The following is a 19,997-nucleotide window of genomic DNA, read 5'->3' on the forward strand; positions in this document are numbered from 1 at the left end:
ATATAGTGTACCAATCTTGGCTCATCAATTACTGACAAAAAATTTGCTCAAATAAACTTCGAGAAATTTCTACCATCAATCAATGATAATATATATCGATCAATCAACCAGTAAAAATCCACACAAGTTGTTCTTCATAATCTCTTAATGATCTTCTTAATGCTTCGTCAGCATCAAGCTAGGTCGGCTATATTACCCTTTCTTTTCAGAAAGTCAACTAGAAATGTTAATTTATTTTCTAACTTATTCTCAAAACTTAGATCCAACCTATTCAGCTAAATCCTTGTTTTTCAACAAGTTTTAATCAACATCACCGCCGATGGATGTGCATTATAGGCTATTTATTTTCTTACGCAACTACTTTTTCAATCTTTTCTATTTGTTTGTATAGTTAATAAACCAAATAAACATTAACTATATGTTTTTTATATATAATTTTTATTTGTATGAGCTTTTAACTCTTATCACTGTCTAAATAAGACAAAATCATTGCACTTAGTTCTCTTTTAAGCTGTTGTTCTGAAATAAGAAAATCATTGTTGCTTACAAACCTCATCATTGTGAACAAGGTACTATTAATAATTACAAAAGATTTATGCTTAAGTGTTTCGAAGTCCCAATGACGATAGAAACGATTAAATACATATAAACCAACTTCAAAAAAATGTTTTTCTAAAACCTTTGCTGCTTCGGAATTGTTGTAGCCATGCCAATGTTTCAGGACTTCAAAGAAGAAACCATTATCTTCTCTCATTACATCAAATCCGAATTGAAGACTAACATCGACTAAGGTTTTTAAATCCATTTCTTCTTGATTCATCGCCAGCGCTTTAAGTGACAAACCTAAGTTTTCACTCTTACGGCGTAACAATTCTAAAATTATCTGATCTTTATTTTCGAAATATTGATAGATAGAGCCTACGCTCACCCCTGATTTTTCAGATATTTTTGGCGTAGTGATTTGATCTAGGCCCATTTCAGAAATGCATATCAGAGTCGCTTCCAAAATACTATCGACTACCAGCTTTGCTCTTTGTTGTTGTGGTCTTTTTCTCATAGCTGCCATTCTAATAATGCGAATTGAATGCGAATAAATATTCATATTAATCTTTGATCAAACAATAACCAGATTAATTACACCATGTCAAATTTTAGCATTCCAAAACGTATGGCTTCATATGAGCGAATGAAGCGTAGCGATCTATTGTCTAAGCTTCTACACAAAATGACCGATCAAAACTTCATTCCAACTTATGCTGAATATTTAGAGTTAAATGAAAGTTTACATACGGGTGATCTGCCGATGGATCGCTTAATGGATTGGGTGATGAGCAATCCACGCGAAAATCGAAAGCTTTTTGAAACAGCCTTATATCAAGGCTTAGATGCTCTTCCCAAACCAGTCCCTGAAATCAAAGCATTCTTTGATCTCGTGGAACAACAGCCTGTTTGGTTCGATCAAGAAAAAATTGATCGTGCAATTCAATTCACACATCGTTTAGGCTCGAATGTAACTTTTATTATGCGTGATCTCGCGCTAATGACTGGATATCAATACCCTGGCTTTAATCAACCTTTAATTTTAACAGGTGCTCTAAGCAAATATGCAGGCAAGCGCTTAGCAGAAACGCATAAATGGTGGCTAGATGTTACTAAGCCGAATGGATTTCAACGCTTTAATGATGGCTTTACTTCAACAATTTTTGTGCGTTTCATCCATTCTTTAGTTCGCTACCATCTAAAAAAATCTAAAGATTGGGACTGGGATATCTGGGGAATGCCGATTAACCAATATGATCAGGCAATGACAAATATTGCTTTCAGCGGTGTAATGCTTTTAGGTATTCGAGCAATCGGTATTTTTCCAACTAAAAGTGAAGTCGATGCGATTATGCATTTTTGGAAATATACGGGCTGGTTAATGGGTGTTGACGAACACTGGCTGATTGATAAAGAGTCTGAAGGCTGGAAATTATTGCAATGGATGAATTATGCTCATCCTCAAGTGGATGAAAGTAGTCGTCAGCTTGCAGTAAGCCTATCCAAAGAACCATTTGAACGCGAATATAAACATTTTAAACGTTTCATGCAGAAGAAAGCCTACCAGAATCACTTAGATGTTACCCAAATCTTTATGGGCCGTAAAAAAATGAAAAATTTAGGGCTTAAGCCTCGAATACTGCCGTGGTATCCACTGTATCTACTGACTAAAAATACTGTGATTTATGCTGGCGCAAAAAAAATACCAAAGCTTGATCTTTATTTACAGCGTAAAGGGCGATCACAACAAGAACAAGCTCTCGATTTATATCAAAATGCAGGAAAACAGCTGGCAAGTATGCATCAATAAATAAAAAACCGAGCTAAGGCTCGGTTTTTTGCATGTATATTTTTAAGCCATTTTTAATGTTGCCTCTTGCTCAGCTCGAAGTGCTGATGGAGAGCGTGCTAGATAATCCAAAGCTTGTTGAGTATTACCTTCTTGCACAGGATGAAACTTTGGACTAAACCAACGGATAGTAGCTAAAGTTAAATGACTGAAGGTAGGAATATGATCGGTCTTACGACTAATTTTTTCCATTTGCATAATGAGTCTTAAAGTACCCATATGTCTAAACTTACCTGCATCTTTATCTTGTTTCAAAATTGTTTTGCCGCCTTCAACCCAAACCGCTGCCATAATAGGGAAGATAAAGGTCATCAAAGCATTTTTTGAAATTTGGAAATTAAACTCTGATTCAAACATATGTTTAAACAAATCATACGCAACCGTACGATGTTCAACTTCTTCAGCAAGATGCCAACGGAATAGATCAGCCATGATTGGATCAGCTTTATCCAATGAAGTATTGTCCAAGCTCCACTGCCCTGCCACACCAGTATAGTGCTCAATGGCTGCAATCACACCCAGTCGGAAGATTAACCAACGTTTTTCACCAACCACTTTTTTCATCATTTTGATACCTACTGGATTTTCTCCCAAAAGGATTTCAAAAAGATAATGCATGCGTTGAATGAACGGCTTTACATCTAATCCATGTTGATCAAAATAAACTTGTGCATGTTGATGAGTACGACCATGAATCGCTTCTTGCTGAATAAAACCTTTCACGTCAGCTTTTAATTGTTCGTCTTTGACGAACGGTAAAGCTTTATTAAATACACGGCAAAACCAAAACTCACCCGCAGGTAAAATCATATGTGCTGTATTCAACATATGGGTGGAAACAGGGTCATTTTCAATCCAATGCTTTGGAATATGATTGAAATCAAATTTTACTTTACGACCATGTAGTTGATGAACTTGACTCATTGTTGTCATTTTATTATCCATTACATCTTTTTTATTATTTTTAAAATAATGATAATCTCATCACAATATCATTTAAGGACATTCATATTTTATGTCTGACAATTTTAAAGAAAACACCCATTCAGACGGCGATCTAAATGGGTGTTAGGCTTAATACGTCAAATAAACTGAATATGACTAGAACTTCATACTCACACGCGCCCAATAATTACGTCCTATATTATTAAATTGCTCATTCTGTGCAAAACCAAATCCAGCACTACCTGCTTTATTTAAGTGTTCCGTATAAACTTTATCCAGAACATTATCAATTCCAATACTCAAATCGACACCTTGATGAATTTGATAAGTGCCATTTAAAGACAGCGTCGAGAAACCTGAACTCGTTTTAAAATCCTTACCTACAATATTACCTTGATTAATACTGACACGATCCTGCCCAACTACCACACGCCACAATAAACCTAAGTTAAAGCGCTCTTGGACATATCTTAAATTTACACGTGCTTCCAGCGGAGATATTTGAGGTAAAGGTTGATGATCAGTTGTGTTTTTTCCCCAAGCATACATCGCACTAAGATCTGCCTGAACAGCATCGGTAAATTGATAACCTATTCCAGCTTCTGCCCCTGCGATTGTCGCATCGACATTTCTAGAATCAGCAGCATTTTTACCATGACCAGTCATTTTTGCTGGGTCATAATTCAATAATATGAAATCATTAATCAAACCCGCATAAGCTGATGCCCATGAACTGAATGCCCCGTGATTATGTTGGTATCCAACATCCAACTGTAAAGTTTTTTCTGTTTCTAAATCCTTGAAGGTAGCAACAGCATTGCCTTGATAATCTGTCTTAAACAACTCCCAATAATCTGGTACGCGCTCTACATAGCCTAGACCAATATAGGTTTTAGCATCATGCTCTGGATGCTGATTTTCAAACCGTATAAAACCACTTGGTAATGTTTCCTGACGTTCTTGAACCATTTTTAAGTTTTTAATCCTAACTTGATCAACCCGAACACCTGTGACCAACTTATTATGATCATTCAATGGATATGATAATTCAGTGAACCCGCCATAAGATTGAAACTTCATATCCTCTGTCAGTGGAGTATTCATCATTGGCATGCTTGAATGATACATTCCACCAGCATGTTGATTATTCTGAGTATCAACACCCGTAATGAATATTGCTTTATCCCACTCCATCGTTGTGGCTAAACGTGCATTCAAAGTACGACGTGTCACATTCATAGCGCGATCCGCGCCATCAACATCACGCAAACTAAAATTATCCATCACATGATCATTAAAGTTGTAATTGACTTGCGCCTCAACTTTTTTAACTACCTCTGAGAGATTCTTTTTCTCAAATCTTAATCCCAAGCTCTCGCGGGCAAATTTAGAACCATCCATATCTCGCCCAGCATATACAGCCTCACCATCAGCCTTACCGCCAGTTAACTCGATCCATGTATCTGCATTAGGTGTCCAGCCCAATGCTAAATCTGCATTCCATCGTTTCCAATCTGATGGTACGGTCGCCCCATTACCATCTTGATAACTATTTGAGACTGATCGGTTGCTATTGATTCGAATATATTTTTGTTCATCTCCTACCGCTGCCTCAATATTTTGGTCTAAACGCCCAAAAGAGCCCATTAATACACTTGCCTGACCTCGATAATTTTTTTCATCATTCAATTGTTCTGGGCGTCGCTCGAAAATCACTGTTGCTGCTGAACCTGTGTTGGCGTACTGGACAGTTTGGGGACCTTTAATCACCGAGATTCGATCATAGCTCTCAGGTGAGATATACGAAGTCGGTGAATCCATACGACTCGGGCATGCGCCTAAATTTTCAGTTCCATCTGTTAGAATTTTGATTCGTGATCCAAACATTCCACGAAAGGTCACATCACCGTTCGTACCTGCACTACTATTTACGCTGCTAAACCCTACAATACTTTGTAAGTAATCTGCACCATCCGACGCAGGAATAGGCTGAATGGGTTGCTTCGGGTTTGCACGTACAATCAAGCCATTAGCATCATTACCTTGTAGAGCTGTAGCAACAATTGGCGCTAAGTTCGTCATGTGTGTATCAGGTGTTGGATTTGAAGCTGTAGATTGGACTTCAGCAAATGAAGTTTGCGCAATAAAGGCAATGGAAATCGCAGCCGCTAGTGGCTGTAAATAGAATTTTGGCTGAGCCATGATATATTCACTCAAAATTTAAATATGACAATGCTAGAGTCATTCAAGACCCTAAAAATAAAGACAATATTTAAGAAAAGAGTGGCGGTGCCCGACCTTGAGGTAAAAGGAATAAACGCTGTAAGTCGAAATAAATATGTTTGAACGCTTTTTGGAATGCGATCAAACGTATATTTAAACGTACAAAAACTTCTTTAACATTCAGCTCAGGTGGCAAAATCAAATTACCAAATACAGTACAGTATTGGCATTGATGGTTTGGGTCATGATGATCGTGCCCACTATGCGAGGATTCAACATAGCGCTTAAACTCATGATGTTCATGTAACGCATGTGAAGTGGAAACATGATGAGCGTGATGAACGAGCGTGGTAAGACCAGAATGATTAGGCTGTTCGAATAAGGCACGGGTGATCGTTTCGCAGACCGGCGCAATTTGATATTGCGCTGGAAGCAAAGGCTGAAGAAAAACAGCGATCTGTAATAATACTGCTGCGAAACTCAGCAGCAACCCATTGCGGAACAAATTGTCATTCCAAATAAAATTTGAGCAATTATAACAAAGCCCAATCGAAATTGGGCTTTATCAACATATTTAAAATTCTTAGAGAATTAACGCTTTACAGCAACTTTTTCTTTTTGACGCTGACGAACGACTTTTTCTACCTTTTCACGCGCTCTTTGGCGTTTTAAAGGAGATAAATAATCAACAAATAATTTTCCGTTCAGATGATCCATTTCGTGCTGGATACATACTGCCAAAAGACCATCAGCTTCTAATTCAAAAGCTTGCCCTTCTAAGTTAATTGCGTCAATTTTGACGCGTGACGGACGCTCAACTTTATCGTATATTTGTGGAACTGATAGACAACCCTCTTCATAAGGTTGGGTATCTTCAGTTAATGGGGTGACTTTAGGATTAATAAAAACCATCGGCTGATTTTTATCTTCAGACAAGTCCATGACGATAAGCTGAATATGATGATCAACTTGGGTTGCAGCTAGACCAATACCTGGTGCTTCATACATGGTTTCAAACATGTCTGCAGCAAGTTGACGAATTTCATCCGTCACTTCCTCTACAGGTTTGGCAATAGTACGCAAACGGGGATCAGGAAAACTTAAAATTGGTAATAAGGCCATGCTGCTCCTCACCGGCTATGCCATTGATCTTAAAAATTAAATGAAGTTAATGCTTCATCAAATAATACGTGTAATATGCGTATTATAGCGCAAATAGATACATAATTTTAGGAATTATGATAATGAAAAAGGTTTTCAATGGCATGGCTTTTTCACATGCTCTGGGGTTAAAGAAACATTGCCTTTCACTTGCAATTTGCATAAGTGCGGGCTTGTTTACCGCGCAAATAACACAAGCCAGTCCAAATGTAAGCCCACCATCGATTAAGGCTGGTGCTCCTCACGTTTATGTGGTCAAAAAAGGCGACACTTTGTGGGACATTTCAGGTAAATTTTTGCGCTCACCTTGGCGTTGGAAAGAAATTTGGGCATCCAATAAACATGTCAAAAATCCACACTGGATCTACCCGGGTGATCGCTTACTACTCTGTACATTAGATGGGCGTCCACTGATTGGTAAAGATGAAGGTGACGGTTGTGAAGGCGTTATTCGTCGTCATCTTGGTGCTATCAATCTAAAACCTCAAGTACGTGTAGAAAGCTTAGGGAATACCATTCCAATTATTCCCTTGGATGATATTCAACCTTGGCTAGAAAGAAGTATCATCGTTGCGCCTGATGCTTTGCAAAGCACACCTTATATTCTCGGTTCGGCAGATCGTCGTATCGTTGCTGGGGAAGGTCAAACAGTTTATGCACGTGGTCAAGGGATTAACCCTGGACAAAGCTACGGTGTTTATCGTGAAGCTGAACCGTATGTTTTCTTAGATGAAAAAGGGAAAAAATACACAGGTGCACTTGAACTGATTGAGGTAGCTACTGCAGTCGCTGTTGCCAACGAAAATGAAATTTCAACTTTAGAGCTTAAACAAAGTTTTAATGCCGAAGTTCGTCGCGGTGATTACGTTTTACCTAAATTTCAAAATGAATTACCAAGCCTCTTCTATCCAACGGCAACAACGGATATTCAGCCAGGCGGTCAAGTGATTCGTGTTATGGGTTCTATTGGTACAGCAGCTCAACATAGTGTTGTCACCATTAACCGAGGAAACGTTCACGGTGCAAAAAATGGTCACGTGTTAAGTATTTTCCAACAAGGCGAAGTGGTTAAAGACCCGAAGACCAAAGAAAATATTCAACTGCCTAATCAGCGTGTGGGCAATTTAATGATTTTTAAAACTTTCGATCAATTAAGTTACGCTTACGTGCTAGACAGCGCACTTCCAATTAAAGTAGGTGCTGTATTAGAACCATCACCAATCGTTGAAAATTAAAATTAGGTGCGGATATGTTGAACGAGATTAACGACCATCAGTTGGCTTATATTAAACTCTGGTACCTCGTTCAACATTCACTCAGTGCTTATCAAAAACTTGTTCAGCATTTTGGTTCAGCTCAAGATGCTGTACAGAAAAATCATCTAAATCAATGGCATCAGCTCAACTTACATAAAAACCATATCGAGCGTGCATCTCAATTTTTCTCTGATCAACAGCAACAAGAATTTGAGCGAATTCTGTATCAAATTCATCAACATTCTGATTTTATGCTCACTGAGCAAGATCCAGACTATCCTCAGCAATTGATGCCCTATCATGACCGCCCCCCAATTTTATTTGGGAAAGGTAAAGCACAGCACTTGTCTGAAGCACAAATTGCCATTGTTGGAAGCCGTAAACCAAGTCCACATGGCAAACAAGTCGCATATGATTTTGCGTATTATCTGAGTGATCAAGGTTTTTATATCACGAGTGGATTAGCACAAGGGATTGATGAAGCAGCCCATCAGGGTGCTTTGCAACATGGCAGAACAATCGCCGTTATCGGTACAGGATTAGATTTAATTTACCCATCACAAAATCGCCCATTACATGATCAAATCTTGAAGCAGAACGGGACCATCATTTCTGAGTTTTTACCCGGTACAAAACCGCTTCAGCATAATTTTCCACGCAGAAATAGAATCGTAAGTGGCTTAAGTTTAGGAATATTGGTAGCGGAAGCTCAATTGGGCAGTGGTTCATTAATTACGGCCCAAGCTGCTGCAAATCAAGGTAAAACGACCTTTGCAATTCCAGGTCATATTTATAGTGAATTTCATCAAGGTTGCCATCAGTTGATTCGTGAAGGTGCCATCTTAGTTGATCATCCTGAGCAGATCATTGAAGATTTAGCCCTACCGACTCAATGGCAACATCAACAAGCATCACTGTCACGAAAAAACAATCCTAATGAAGTCCAAAATGACGAAATAGCTCCTTCAGTAGACCGTCCAAAGTTAAGTAAGCATGAGGATGATGAGCATTCGATTCCTATACATCTGTTAGCTGTATTTCAACAATTAGATTGGGTTGGACGCGATCTCGATCAAATTGCTGCAACCCTTGATTTAGACACCGCGACACTCACCAGTCACTTGATGGAGTTAGAACTTTTAGGACGCTGTATTCAACAATCTGGGTTATACCTACGTTGCCGTAATTAAAATTAAGGTTCACAATAGTCTTTTCAATCAAGAGAATGGTGAACGCTTATGTTAACAACCTCAGTTGCTGAGGCTGCTCAATGTCTAAAACAAGGTCAAGTTTTGGCTTATCCTACAGAAGCAGTATGGGGCTTAGGTTGCGACCCTTTTAATGAAAATGCTTTTAAAGAAATTTTAAGATTAAAACAACGCCCTATCGAAAAAGGGGTGATCTTACTGGCTGGTCAAGTCAGTCAGGTTGAACATTTATTATCAAAGCTGCCTCAAGACCGCCGCGATGCGGTGATTGAAAGTTGGTCACAAACATCTTATCAAGATCGCGCCACAACATGGCTTCTCCCAGCTGATGAGCAAATACCACTTTGGATTCGAGGCAAACATCCTAAGGTTGCTATCCGAGTCACCAACCATCCTCTTTGCATCGCACTGTGTAACGCATTTGATGGGTTCATTGTTTCAACCAGTGCAAATCCTGCTGGTTTAGACCCCGCTCGCTCATTGCAAGAAGTCAATCAGTACTTTGGTGCTGAATTAAATTATTTAAATGGAGATTTAGGCCTGAGCCAAGAACCTAGCCGAATATTAGATGCAGAAACTGGTGATGTCATTCGTGCTTAAACAGCATGATATGCTGAGACTTAAAACTTATTATTTAAGACAAAAAAAAGCTCAGTCATAAAGATATTGACTGAGCATATAAAAGGATGTGCTAATCACATCCAGAGGGTTCAGAAATTCATCTGTACAGAAAAAGAGTGTATTATCGCTTTCTCTGCAGTACGCATATTATGCTACAAAAAAAATATTACACAATTACTAAGACTTAGAGTTTAAAATCATCGTTTTTCTTATAAAGATTAATTATTAGTTCAATTGATATAATTAAGTACCTATTTTTAATTATTAATTTTACTTTTTAAAAAGCCTAATGATAGTTAATTTAGATCAATAAGCTTTTATAGATTTTAAGTATAATAAAAAAATAAATCGATTGTCTGTTTTTTAAACACTCTTAGCCTTTATGAATGAAGTTTTTTTCTGTGCTAAAGCAATACCTATCAAAATCACGATTCCGCCTAAACTGTGATAAATCGTCCATGCTTCTTTTAACCAAACGTAAGCAATAATGGCGGTAAAGATTGGCATTAAGTTCATAAAGATGCTAGTTCGATTTGGGCCTAAATGTTGAACAGCCAACATCCATACTAACGGCGCAATAATCGAAGGGAAAATTCCCGCATATAACACACTTAAGCCGTTATTCAGATCAATTGCATCGAGACCCAATACGGCAACGAATGGTAAGTGGTACAACACTGCAAAACCAATCTGAATATAAAGACTAATCATTAAAGGGAGCTCGAGTTGCCACTTTTTGAGAAATACACCATAAAAAGCATAGAAGAATACCGCGACGATCATAATCATGTCGCCCCAATGCCCACCCAGATGCATCAGTGTATCTAGACGCCCCTGACCGATAACATAAATCAGCCCGATAAATGATAAAATACTACCCACCACTGCAAATCGAGTTGGAAACTCTTTTAAAATCATCAATGAAACAAAAATGGTGAAAATTGGAATAAAGGCATTAATTATGCCCATATTGGTTGCAGTCGTGTAATGTGCTGCGGTGTAAGCTAACCCCTGATAAAGCACCATACCAAATGCACTCAGCACTGCTAATTTCACTATATTTTGTCGTACCAAAGTACGCTGTTTGATGACTTTAGGTAGAATAAAGGGTGTTAAAATCAAAAAAGCAATAATCCAACGATAAAAACTAATACTGACAGGTGAAATATACTCTGCAACATATCGTGTAATGGCTATATTCAACGACCAAATCAATACAGCAATGACTGGCAATGATAAAGCCCAGAGCAAATGCTTTTTTTCAAATGTCATATTTTCATCCTAATTTTTATTTAATCGTTAAGATCAAGTTTTCATCAATTTTTAGACTTTTTCATTCCATGAAACACACTCCCCTTCATTGTTAGTGACTGCAGAACAGCCATCTAAGTCTGAGATTTTTACTTAAAAATTAAGTAGAGTGCTGTTCTATTTTAAAACACTTTTCACTTTTTTACAGGGATTCCTCTACAAAACAACACTAGAAGCTGTGTGTGAGCTATGAGATCGTAAATGCTTGAATTTTCCCATCAACGGGTTAACTGAATATTTTTCAATGTGCTTCATCGTGAATGTGAGTGCATTGAACCGAGCATATAAAAAGGATAAATTATGAAAAAACTCCTCATTGCATCACTATGCACTACAGCTGTTTTTCTAACCGCTTGTGATAAAAAGTCTAACGATCAATCCTCACCTACTGCCGCTGAAACGGTTCAAAGCAATACATTAAGTACCAATGTAAATGCAGATATTCAACATGACTTAGATTTACTGGATCAAATTTCAAATACAAAAGCTCAAGAGGCTTTGGCATTTCAAAACGAAGTGACACAAGCTGCGCAAAACAATAATAAAGCTGAATTAGACGCAGTGGTTGAGAAGATGGATAACTATGTGGATCAATTTAATGATGATCTAGACAAACTTGCGCTCAAAAGTACTGAAGGTGCATCTCTTCGAGATAAAATGAAAGAATCGAATGAGCTTGGATTGGACCTCGCAGAAGCAGGTGTTAAAGAAAAGCCTGATATGAATGAAATCACTGAACTACAAAAGAAAGCTGTTGAGTTACAACAAAGCTTGTTACAGGACATGCAGAATCTTAAAAACCAAGTCGGGACAAAATCTTAACTCATAAAGCAGGCCGTCAGGCCTGTTTTTTTTCACTGTAGACATCTTGGTGAGATCTATATGCCATGGTATTTTCAATCTACATATTTTAAGTACTTTATGATTAGGACATTGAAATGGCTTCAGTTTATAACATTCCAGTAAATACAATTCAGGGGCAGCCTGTTGATTTATCACAATACGAAGGCAAAGTATTATTGATCGTGAATGTAGCGTCTAAATGCGGCCTTACGCCACAGTACGAAGGTCTGCAAAAACTCTATAGTGAAAAAAAACAACAAGGATTCGAAATTCTTGGCTTTCCTTCCAATGACTTTCTTGAACAAGAACCAGGAAGCAATGAAGAGATTGAACAATTTTGTTCAGTGAATTATCAAGTGGACTTCCCTCTTTTTGCGAAAGTTCCAGTGGTTGGAGAAGACAAACATCCGCTATATGAAACTTTAACAAATGCCATTCCAGAGCGTCTTGGTGAGGGGCCGTGGTGGAAAGATCTGGTTGATTACGGTTTAACGCCTAATAATCCCCCTGAAGTATTATGGAATTTTGAGAAATTCTTAGTTTCAAAAACAGGGGAAGTTGTTGCTCGTTTTGCACCAGACATCACCGCAGATGATACGCGTATTGTTGATGCAATTAATGCTGAACTGGCGAAATAATCTCATCAAGATCAAGTGACGATCCTGTCACTTGATTATTTATTATTCAATTCAATAAATATCTTCATTAATCTGTCAAAATCATAAGTTACTCTTTCACATCAAAATTTTTGTTATTGCTTTGCAAATATTCAGATTTAACTCATATTTGTATCGTATCTTGAAATGAAGTGATTAACGATTTGGTTTTATTAATGAAAGTATTTCAAAGCATTGTTACCCCTTTTGCATTATTTGGCTTCGGTCTCGTGATGTTAGGTTGTCAGCCGCAATCACAACCCGATCAAGAAAAGGAATCAACAGCAGCTAATATTGAAGAATCTTCTCCTGTCCAAGTCACTGATCCAGCTGACTTAAAGTCAGGCAATATGTTTTACATTGTACGTGATGTGGCAGATGTACAGCTGAAAGCAGGTGGATATATTGAGCAAATTCAACAGCTACAATCTGATTTAGAAGAAGCTGTAAATAATAAAGATCCACAAAAGTTAGATCAGTCAGTGCAAAGTTTGAAATCTCAATTACTAGGATTTAATGAGGCATTGACAGGACTTGACCTAAAAAGCCAAGAAATTGCCCAGATTCGTTCTAATATTTTAACGGCAAATCAAAATGTATTAGCTTCACCATTACTAAACGGCCAAGTGAATTTAAACAACATCGATTTTGCAGCCTTAGAAAAGCAAATGGGTAATATCCAAGGTGAAATGGTGAAATTAGCCAGTATGCTTTTGACTCAGTCCGGATCATCTACAGAAAATAATCAAGCCGAGGATTGATATACATTATTCTCACAAAATAGAGATGGTGGAGTGAGGGATTTCTCTTTAATTTGGATCTTAAATAATTCAAATATCATGGAGTCGGCATGTCTACCTCACCCATCTATAATATAACTCCTATTACTTTTCGTTTAGATTTAAAAGATCCTTTCATCTTTACTGCTCATCATATTGATCACTACCCTGCCGGGAATGCTGAAATGGGACCAGTTCATCCTGCAATCAATCAAGAATTCAATATGTATTATGGTAGTGTTGTTCCCGGCTTTCCCGAACATCCACACACGGGTTTTGAAACCATTACTTTAGTGGAACAAGGTTATGTCGATCATTTTGATTCCTTGGGTAATGGTGGACGATATGCTGCAGGCGATGTGCAATGGCTAAGTACGGGAAATGGTGTTGAACACTGTGAAATGTTCCCGTTAATTCATCAGGATCGAGAGAATCCTTTTGAATTATTTCAAATTTGGTTTAACTCATCTCCAGAACAAAAAAAACAACCTGCTGATTATAAAATGTTTTGGCGTGAACAAATTCCACATGTGAAAGCGACTGATCACCAGTCTCGCAGCATTGATGTACGAGTTATTTCAGGACAATATCAAAATCAAAATGCATTAAGTCGCCCACCACATTCTTGGGCAACTGCAGCAGAAAATAAAGTGAATATATACTTAATTACTTTAGAAGCTGGCGCACATCTTGAAATTCCAGCTACCACCGCGACCTCCACTCGATTTGCTTACTTCTATCAGGGTTCAACTTTAAATATTGCTGATTCAACCATTCAATTCAAACATCTTGTAGAGCTTAAAGCTGACACCGAAATTCAAATTGAAGCAGGTGATCAAGAAGCGAGAATCTTATGGTTAGAAGGTGAACCTATTGGTGCACCAGTTGCAATGCGAGGGCCTTTTGTATTGAACAGCAAAGAAGAACTTGATGTTGCATTCAAACGATATCGTGAGACCCATTTTGGTGACTGGCCTTGGCCAAGTGATGCTCCAACGTTTTCACGTGAAACACCCCGTTTTGCCAGCTATGAAGGTGGTAAACGCAAGGAATATCCTGCACAAATGAGTTCAGATGGGGCTTAACAAGGTTTAAATATTACAGTATTCATCTTTGCCCAATGCTCGTTTAATATCCTGTTCAAAACGTGCATTGGGAAAAGGATAACGTTGAGGCAAATACAAGGTAAATCTTGTCAATGTAGGTGATAACTTTTCTACAGTTGCCTTATGAACATATTCACCACGTTCTGTTCGAGCAAATAGGGTTGCCATTTCAATATGCTCTTCAAGCTTATTTTCAGTAAAGACTAGATCATCATCACGTGTGAAACCGATACATCGACGATATGCTTGTCTCAGATTTTGAAATACGCTGAGATAATCCAACTCGATTGCAGCACTTAAACCATTTTTATACGAGTTGGCAACCAAGGCCGCTTCAGTAGGTTCATTGGGCTGACTTAAATAATAATTTTGACATGCGGTGAGCTGACTGAAGGTGAATATGCTTAGCGCGATAATTAGACTTTGACGATACATTATTTTATTTGGATTTATTAGACTTATACCTAAATTGTAGCAAAGTCTAAGCCGTGATTTAATTCAGCTTTATACTTTTAATGTAATTGAACCATGCAACTGATCATCTTCACTGGAGTTCAAGCTTCAGGCAAATCAAGCTACTATCTTTTACATTTGGCGCATTCACATTTAAGAATTAACTTAGACATGCTAAAAACTCGCCATCGGGAAAACATGATCTTTGAAGCATGTCTAGCCTCTAAAACCAAAACGGTGATCGACAATACCAACCCAACCAAAGCAGACCGTGCTCGTTATATTCAACGTGCCAAAACAGCAGGTTTTGAAGTAATTTCTTATTATTTTGAAACTGACTTAAACAGTACTTTAGAACGAAATAGCCACCGTGAAGGCAAAGCCAATATTCCTGAAGTGGGGGTTCGAGCCACTTATAAGAAGCTGGAAGTCCCGACACTAGATGAAGGCTTTGATCAGGTTTGTAAAATCAACATTATAGGCAATGGCGAGTTTTCAGTTGTGCCTCTGTAAGCTATGCAGTAGCAATACTCAACTGATATTGCACGGTTTCACCTGCGTCTAAACTCACTTTTTCCGAGGCAATCTGCCCTGTTTCTACACAAATAAATTCTTGCCATGCATCATTGGCTACATCAGCAAGTCTTTCAGCTTTTTTAATCCAAGGATTCCAAACAACTGCACTTTTTGCTGTGCTTTGAATCTGAATATGATTTTCACCATTTTGCTGAATGATAAATTTACCTGAGGTTTTTGGATAAACTCTGTCTGTTTCTGCTGTAAATTCAATCCCTTGCGAGGTTTGAGTTTTGACTTTGTTTTCATCTAATTGGTCAATATAGTGTGTGTCTTGTAGACCCAGAACTGATGCATGTTGTGTTACTACAGGGAAATAGCTATGCCATGCAAAAGTAAACTCAAAGGCATGTTGATCTAAATTTTGCAGTTTAAATTCGAGTTTGAGTTCTTCACCGCAATGAATCAGCATCTGTAATTTAAACGCATAGTTCCAGAGTTGGCGTGTCGCTGCTGTGTCGGTCAACTCAATTAAGACATGATGCCCTGCTGTATCTTCAGTGATGTCTTTCAGTTGCCATAGGCTATTTCGAGCAAAGCCATGTGCAGGCAAGTTCGCGTCTGTTGGATGTCCACCGAACCAAGGGAAGCAGAGTGGAATGCCACCACGTATGGCTTTGCCTGTTTCAAATTTGGCAAGGTCAGATAACCAAAGTAGGTCTTTATTGCATTTTTTGCTGTGGAATTTAAGGACTTGTGCACCGTGAAGTGAAATGAGTGCTTCGCAAAATAAGTTTGAAATTTGAATGGCTTCTAACTCACTATTTTCCAATTTCACTAAATATTTTTGCACTTCCATATCCCTAGTCTTAAATTAAATCTAATTAAAACACTAAATTAAAATTTTAAAGTGTTTTTTTAGACTTTCTTTTTCGTGTAGTTTCTCGCACTACTGGTATTGGGTGTTTTGGAGATGGTCTCAACCTAACACCCTGAATCACTTTTTTTGTGATTCTTCCTCTAATTTATAATAAACAAATAATTGTTGAATGAGATTCTCTAAAACCTTTAGATGCAAAATTAAATCTTTTCTTGATTTAGGGTCTGCCCTATGAGCTGCATCATTACCTAAATAACGAATATCATCTAAGAGTGCTCTTTGTTTTGTAGAGATATAACCATCTTCTTCGAATTGAGTAAGAATGATGCCCAAATCATCAAATTTACCAAAATACTTTACTATTTGTTCTAAAAGAGTTCTTAAGCCTAAACCAGTCAATAGAGGCATCTTATTATTTAAAGCTGTAATAACTTCTTCATAAGTCGAATAAATTTCTTCAGGCAAAATTTTCTCAAACTCTTTAGAAAATGCGGTTTCATTATCACGTAATGGATATACTTGGATTAGCTCATTCTCTTCCCAAATTGGAGTACCATCATCTTCTTCACCAATTTGATCAACATATTCTGAGTTAACTGTTTTATCTTGATATGAAATTAAGTCACAGTTGATACAACGAAGAATGCGATGATTATAGTACATAGTAAGAATACCATCGTACTCATCGTGTGTATGATAGATATCTACTAATACCTCATGCTTTAAATAAGTTTTACATCCAATGCATAAACAAATCTCAATATTATTAGTTTGCGTAATTTTTCCCTCTAAGCTTTGAGGAATACTTATAGAAATAATATTCATATTTTCATAATTTACTTTTAGATACAGATATTTATAGCATAAAAAAACCACCCTTTCGGGTGGTTTTTCAATCTCAAACCGTCTCTTATTGAGCGCGGTTTTTGATTTTGCGGATGGTTTCCAACTGTGCAGCTGTTTCTGCAAGCGCAGCCAAAGCAGCAGCAGCGTCCAAATCGCTCTTTTGATTTGCTAACAAAGTTTCAGCATTTTTACGTGCTTCAACGATTGCAGCTTCATCTAAGTTTTCTGCACGGACTGCAGTATCTGCAAGAACCGTAACAACGTGCGGTTGAACTTCAAGAACACCACCAGATACATAGATTAATTCTTCTGTACCATTCTCCAACTGAACGCGAATCGCGCCCGGTTGAAGTAAAGTTACTAGTGGAGCATGGCCAGGCATAATACCTAACTCACCACCAGCACCTTTAGCAATTAGCATAGTTACAGTGCCTGAGTACAAAGACTCTTTAACACTTACAACGTCACATTGCATAGTCGCCATGAGAACCTCCTAAATTAGGTAGCTAATTAAAGTTTCTCGGCTTTAGCAATAACTTCGTCAATACCACCAACCATATAGAACGCTTGTTCTGGGATGTGATCGTATTCACCAGCTAGAAGACCTTTAAAGCCACGAATAGTTTCTTTAAGCGGTACAAGTTTACCAGGAGCACCAGTAAACACTTCTGCTACGTGGAACGGTTGAGAGAAGAAACGTTGAATCTTACGTGCACGGTATACAGTAAGTTTGTCTTCTTCTGACAATTCGTCCATACCAAGAATTGCGATAATGTCTTTCAATTCTTTATAACGTTGAAGAACGTTTTGAACTGAACGAGCGATTTCGTAATGCTCAGTACCAACAACTAATGGATCTAATTGACGTGAAGTAGAGTCAAGTGGATCGATCGCAGGGTAAATACCTTGTGAAGCGATGTCACGGCTCAATACAACTGTCGCATCCAAGTGAGCGAACGTAGTCGCTGGAGATGGATCCGTTAAGTCATCGGCAGGTACGTATACAGCTTGGATAGATGTAATCGAACCAGACTTAGTAGAAGTAATACGTTCTTGAAGAACACCCATCTCTTCTGCAAGTGTCGGTTGGTAACCTACTGCAGATGGCATACGACCTAGAAGTGCTGATACTTCAGTACCTGCTAGTGTATAACGGTAGATGTTGTCTACGAACAATAATACGTCACGGCCTTTACCGTTTTCGTCTTTTTGATCACGGAAGTACTCAGCCATAGTAAGACCAGTTAACGCTACGCGTAAACGGTTACCTGGTGGCTCGTTCATCTGACCGTAAACCATCGCTACTTTGTCAAGAACGTTAGAGTCTTTCATCTCGTGATAGAAGTCGTTACCTTCACGAGTACGCTCACCAACACCAGCGAATACAGATAAACCTGAGTGCGCTTTAGCAATGTTGTTGATCAACTCCATCATGTTTACAGTTTTACCAACACCGGCACCACCGAACAGACCAACTTTACCACCTTTCGCGAACGGGCAAAGTAAGTCGATGACTTTAATACCAGTTTCTAAAAGGTCAGTAGAAGCAGCTTGTTCTGCATAAGAAGGCGCTTGACGGTGAATCGGTAAACGCTCTTCAGTTGCAACAGGACCAGCTTCGTCGATCGGGCGACCAAGAACGTCCATGATACGACCAAGCGTCGCTGGACCAACTGGTACAGAGATCGGAGCGTTAGTGTTAGTTACGTTCAAACCACGCTTAAGACCTTCTGTAGATCCCATCGCAATTGTACGTACAACGCCGTCACCAAGTTGTTGCTGAACTTCTAATGTAGTTTCAGTGCCATCAACCTGAAGAGCGTCATAGATCTTAGGAACACTGTTGCGTTCAAACTCGACGTCGATAACCGCGCCGATGATCTGAATGATACGACCGCTACTCATTGCTGTCTCCTCAATTCAAAATAATGTTAAACGGCAGCGGCACCACCAACGATCTCAGAAATTTCCTGAGTAATCGCGGCTTGACGCAGCTTGTTATAAATAAGTTGTAGGTTCTTGATCAATTCACCCGCGTTATCCGTTGCAGCTTTCATTGCAACCATACGAGCAGATTGCTCACACGCGATGTTTTCGATCACACCTTGGTATACCACAGACTCGATATAACGAACCAATAAACCATTTAAAAGCTCTTCAGCTTCTGGTTCATAGATATAATCCCAACCGTATTGGCGGTTAAGAGTCTTGTCATCTTCAGCAGCTGCTAAAGGAACAAGTTGTTCGATTTTTTGATTTTGAGTCATGGCATTCACAAAGCCGTTAGACACCAAATAAATGCGATCTAATTCGCCTTTATCGTATGCATCCAACATGACTTGTACAGAACCAGACAACTGTTCAAGACTTGGAGTGTCACCCACTTGAGTGGTTGCACCAAGTACTTTACCGCCGTAGTTTTTAAAAAACGAAACCGCTTTTTGACCAATCAAAGCAAATTGAACTTCAATTGACTGCTCTTGTTGCTGTTGAACGTGTTTTACCACTTTCTTGAACAAGTTAATGTTCAAACCACCAGCAAGACCGCGATCTGATGACACGATGATATAGCCAACGCGCTTAACTGGGCGTTCAACCATATAACGATGTTTATATTCAGGGTTCGCTTGTACTAAATGAGCAATTACACGGTGCATATTTTCGGCATACGGACGGCCCTGAGCCATGCGCTCTTGCGCACGACGCATCTTAGAAGCTGCTACCATCTGCATCGCGCGAGTAATTTTCTGCGTGCTTTTGATACTAGCTACTTTGGCGCGAATTTCTTTTAAATTTGCCATACG

At 38.5% G+C, this 19,997-nt stretch carries 21 protein-coding genes; 9 read left to right on the forward strand and 12 right to left on the reverse strand.

The features are described from left to right. Nucleotides 1-454 precede the first annotated feature (454 nt). The gene (locus BMW42_RS10965; RefSeq protein WP_092768015.1) at nt 455-1,057 is read right to left on the reverse strand and encodes a TetR/AcrR family transcriptional regulator; all 603 of its coding nucleotides are present in this window, start codon (nt 1,055-1,057) and stop codon (nt 455-457) included. 84 nt (nt 1,058-1,141) lie between these two features. On the opposite strand from BMW42_RS10965, the gene BMW42_RS10970 reads away from it, so the two are divergent. Then, nucleotides 1,142-2,350, forward strand: coding sequence for an oxygenase MpaB family protein (locus BMW42_RS10970; protein WP_092767863.1), 1,209 nt, complete (start codon nt 1,142-1,144; stop codon nt 2,348-2,350). Nucleotides 2,351-2,392: 42 nt separating this feature from the next. On the opposite strand, the gene BMW42_RS10975 is transcribed toward BMW42_RS10970, so the two are convergent. From BMW42_RS10975 to def, 4 genes are all read right to left on the reverse strand, one after another. Next, nucleotides 2,393-3,322: a metal-dependent hydrolase gene (locus tag BMW42_RS10975; protein WP_092768017.1), complete on the reverse strand. Its 930-nt coding sequence runs from the start codon at nt 3,320-3,322 to the stop codon at nt 2,393-2,395. Nucleotides 3,323-3,490: 168 nt separating this feature from the next. Beyond that, on the reverse strand, nt 3,491-5,536 hold the full coding sequence (locus BMW42_RS10980; protein WP_092767866.1) for a TonB-dependent copper receptor: 2,046 nt from the start codon (nt 5,534-5,536) through the stop codon (nt 3,491-3,493). Nucleotides 5,537-5,606: 70 nt separating this feature from the next. Continuing rightward, the gene (locus BMW42_RS10985) at nt 5,607-6,062 is read right to left on the reverse strand and encodes a DUF2946 domain-containing protein (protein WP_228133268.1); all 456 of its coding nucleotides are present in this window, start codon (nt 6,060-6,062) and stop codon (nt 5,607-5,609) included. An 86-nt stretch (nt 6,063-6,148) separates the two neighbouring features. Continuing rightward, nucleotides 6,149-6,679: a peptide deformylase gene (gene def / locus BMW42_RS10990; protein ID WP_035268228.1), complete on the reverse strand. Its 531-nt coding sequence runs from the start codon at nt 6,677-6,679 to the stop codon at nt 6,149-6,151. A gap of 122 nt (nt 6,680-6,801) precedes the next feature. Here def and BMW42_RS10995 point away from each other — a divergent pair, with 122 nt between their 5' ends. Genes BMW42_RS10995 through BMW42_RS11005 form a run of 3 tightly spaced genes read left to right on the forward strand, consistent with a single transcriptional unit; the run spans nt 6,802 to nt 9,782 of the window. Next, nucleotides 6,802-7,953 carry a LysM peptidoglycan-binding domain-containing protein gene (locus BMW42_RS10995; protein WP_092767868.1) on the forward strand — a complete coding sequence of 384 codons (1,152 nt, stop codon included), beginning with the start codon at nt 6,802-6,804 and terminating at the stop codon, nt 7,951-7,953. 14 nt (nt 7,954-7,967) lie between these two features. Then, entirely contained in the window at nt 7,968-9,164 is a 1,197-nt protein-coding gene (gene dprA, locus BMW42_RS11000; RefSeq protein WP_092767870.1) for a DNA-processing protein DprA, read from the forward strand. Between the two features lie 48 nt (nt 9,165-9,212). Next, complete coding sequence (locus BMW42_RS11005; RefSeq protein ID WP_035268223.1) at nt 9,213-9,782, forward strand: L-threonylcarbamoyladenylate synthase; 570 nt, start codon at nt 9,213-9,215, stop codon at nt 9,780-9,782. 384 nt (nt 9,783-10,166) lie between these two features. Here the strand turns inward: BMW42_RS11005 and BMW42_RS11010 are convergent, their stop codons facing one another. Beyond that, on the reverse strand, nt 10,167-11,075 hold the full coding sequence (locus tag BMW42_RS11010; protein WP_092767872.1) for a DMT family transporter: 909 nt from the start codon (nt 11,073-11,075) through the stop codon (nt 10,167-10,169). Between the two features lie 339 nt (nt 11,076-11,414). Between BMW42_RS11010 and BMW42_RS11015 the strand changes: the two genes are divergently transcribed. The 4 genes from BMW42_RS11015 to BMW42_RS11030 all read left to right on the forward strand — a co-directional run bounded on the left by BMW42_RS11015 (nt 11,415) and on the right by BMW42_RS11030 (nt 14,477). Further along, nucleotides 11,415-11,936 carry a hypothetical protein gene (locus tag BMW42_RS11015; protein ID WP_092767874.1) on the forward strand — a complete coding sequence of 174 codons (522 nt, stop codon included), beginning with the start codon at nt 11,415-11,417 and terminating at the stop codon, nt 11,934-11,936. A 116-nt stretch (nt 11,937-12,052) separates the two neighbouring features. Beyond that, nucleotides 12,053-12,595 carry a glutathione peroxidase gene (locus BMW42_RS11020; protein ID WP_092767876.1) on the forward strand — a complete coding sequence of 181 codons (543 nt, stop codon included), beginning with the start codon at nt 12,053-12,055 and terminating at the stop codon, nt 12,593-12,595. A 194-nt stretch (nt 12,596-12,789) separates the two neighbouring features. Next, the gene (locus BMW42_RS11025) at nt 12,790-13,374 is read left to right on the forward strand and encodes a hypothetical protein (RefSeq protein ID WP_092768019.1); all 585 of its coding nucleotides are present in this window, start codon (nt 12,790-12,792) and stop codon (nt 13,372-13,374) included. Nucleotides 13,375-13,463: 89 nt separating this feature from the next. After that, nucleotides 13,464-14,477, forward strand: coding sequence for a pirin family protein (locus BMW42_RS11030; RefSeq protein ID WP_092767878.1), 1,014 nt, complete (start codon nt 13,464-13,466; stop codon nt 14,475-14,477). A gap of 6 nt (nt 14,478-14,483) precedes the next feature. Here the strand turns inward: BMW42_RS11030 and BMW42_RS11035 are convergent, their stop codons facing one another. Beyond that, nucleotides 14,484-14,933, reverse strand: coding sequence for a hypothetical protein (locus tag BMW42_RS11035; protein WP_092767880.1), 450 nt, complete (start codon nt 14,931-14,933; stop codon nt 14,484-14,486). Nucleotides 14,934-15,026: 93 nt separating this feature from the next. Here BMW42_RS11035 and BMW42_RS11040 point away from each other — a divergent pair, with 93 nt between their 5' ends. Continuing rightward, on the forward strand, nt 15,027-15,464 hold the full coding sequence (locus tag BMW42_RS11040; protein ID WP_092767882.1) for an AAA family ATPase: 438 nt from the start codon (nt 15,027-15,029) through the stop codon (nt 15,462-15,464). Nucleotide 15,465: 1 nt separating this feature from the next. Here the strand turns inward: BMW42_RS11040 and BMW42_RS11045 are convergent, their stop codons facing one another. From BMW42_RS11045 to atpG, 5 genes are all read right to left on the reverse strand, one after another. Continuing rightward, entirely contained in the window at nt 15,466-16,326 is an 861-nt protein-coding gene (locus tag BMW42_RS11045; protein WP_092767884.1) for a D-hexose-6-phosphate mutarotase, read from the reverse strand. A gap of 138 nt (nt 16,327-16,464) precedes the next feature. Further along, the gene (locus BMW42_RS11050) at nt 16,465-17,172 is read right to left on the reverse strand and encodes a DUF4145 domain-containing protein (protein WP_228143124.1); all 708 of its coding nucleotides are present in this window, start codon (nt 17,170-17,172) and stop codon (nt 16,465-16,467) included. Nucleotides 17,173-17,257: 85 nt separating this feature from the next. Next, nucleotides 17,258-17,677, reverse strand: a complete 420-nt coding sequence (locus BMW42_RS11055) for a F0F1 ATP synthase subunit epsilon (protein ID WP_035268205.1) — start codon at nt 17,675-17,677, stop codon at nt 17,258-17,260. Between the two features lie 26 nt (nt 17,678-17,703). Continuing rightward, on the reverse strand, nt 17,704-19,098 hold the full coding sequence (gene atpD / locus BMW42_RS11060; RefSeq protein WP_035268203.1) for a F0F1 ATP synthase subunit beta: 1,395 nt from the start codon (nt 19,096-19,098) through the stop codon (nt 17,704-17,706). Nucleotides 19,099-19,124: 26 nt separating this feature from the next. Next, nucleotides 19,125-19,994, reverse strand: a complete 870-nt coding sequence (gene atpG, locus BMW42_RS11065) for a F0F1 ATP synthase subunit gamma (protein ID WP_035268202.1) — start codon at nt 19,992-19,994, stop codon at nt 19,125-19,127. Nucleotides 19,995-19,997: the final 3 nt, after the last annotated feature.

Source organism: Acinetobacter sp. DSM 11652 (assembly GCF_900109815.1).
Taxonomy (GTDB): domain Bacteria; phylum Pseudomonadota; class Gammaproteobacteria; order Pseudomonadales; family Moraxellaceae; genus Acinetobacter.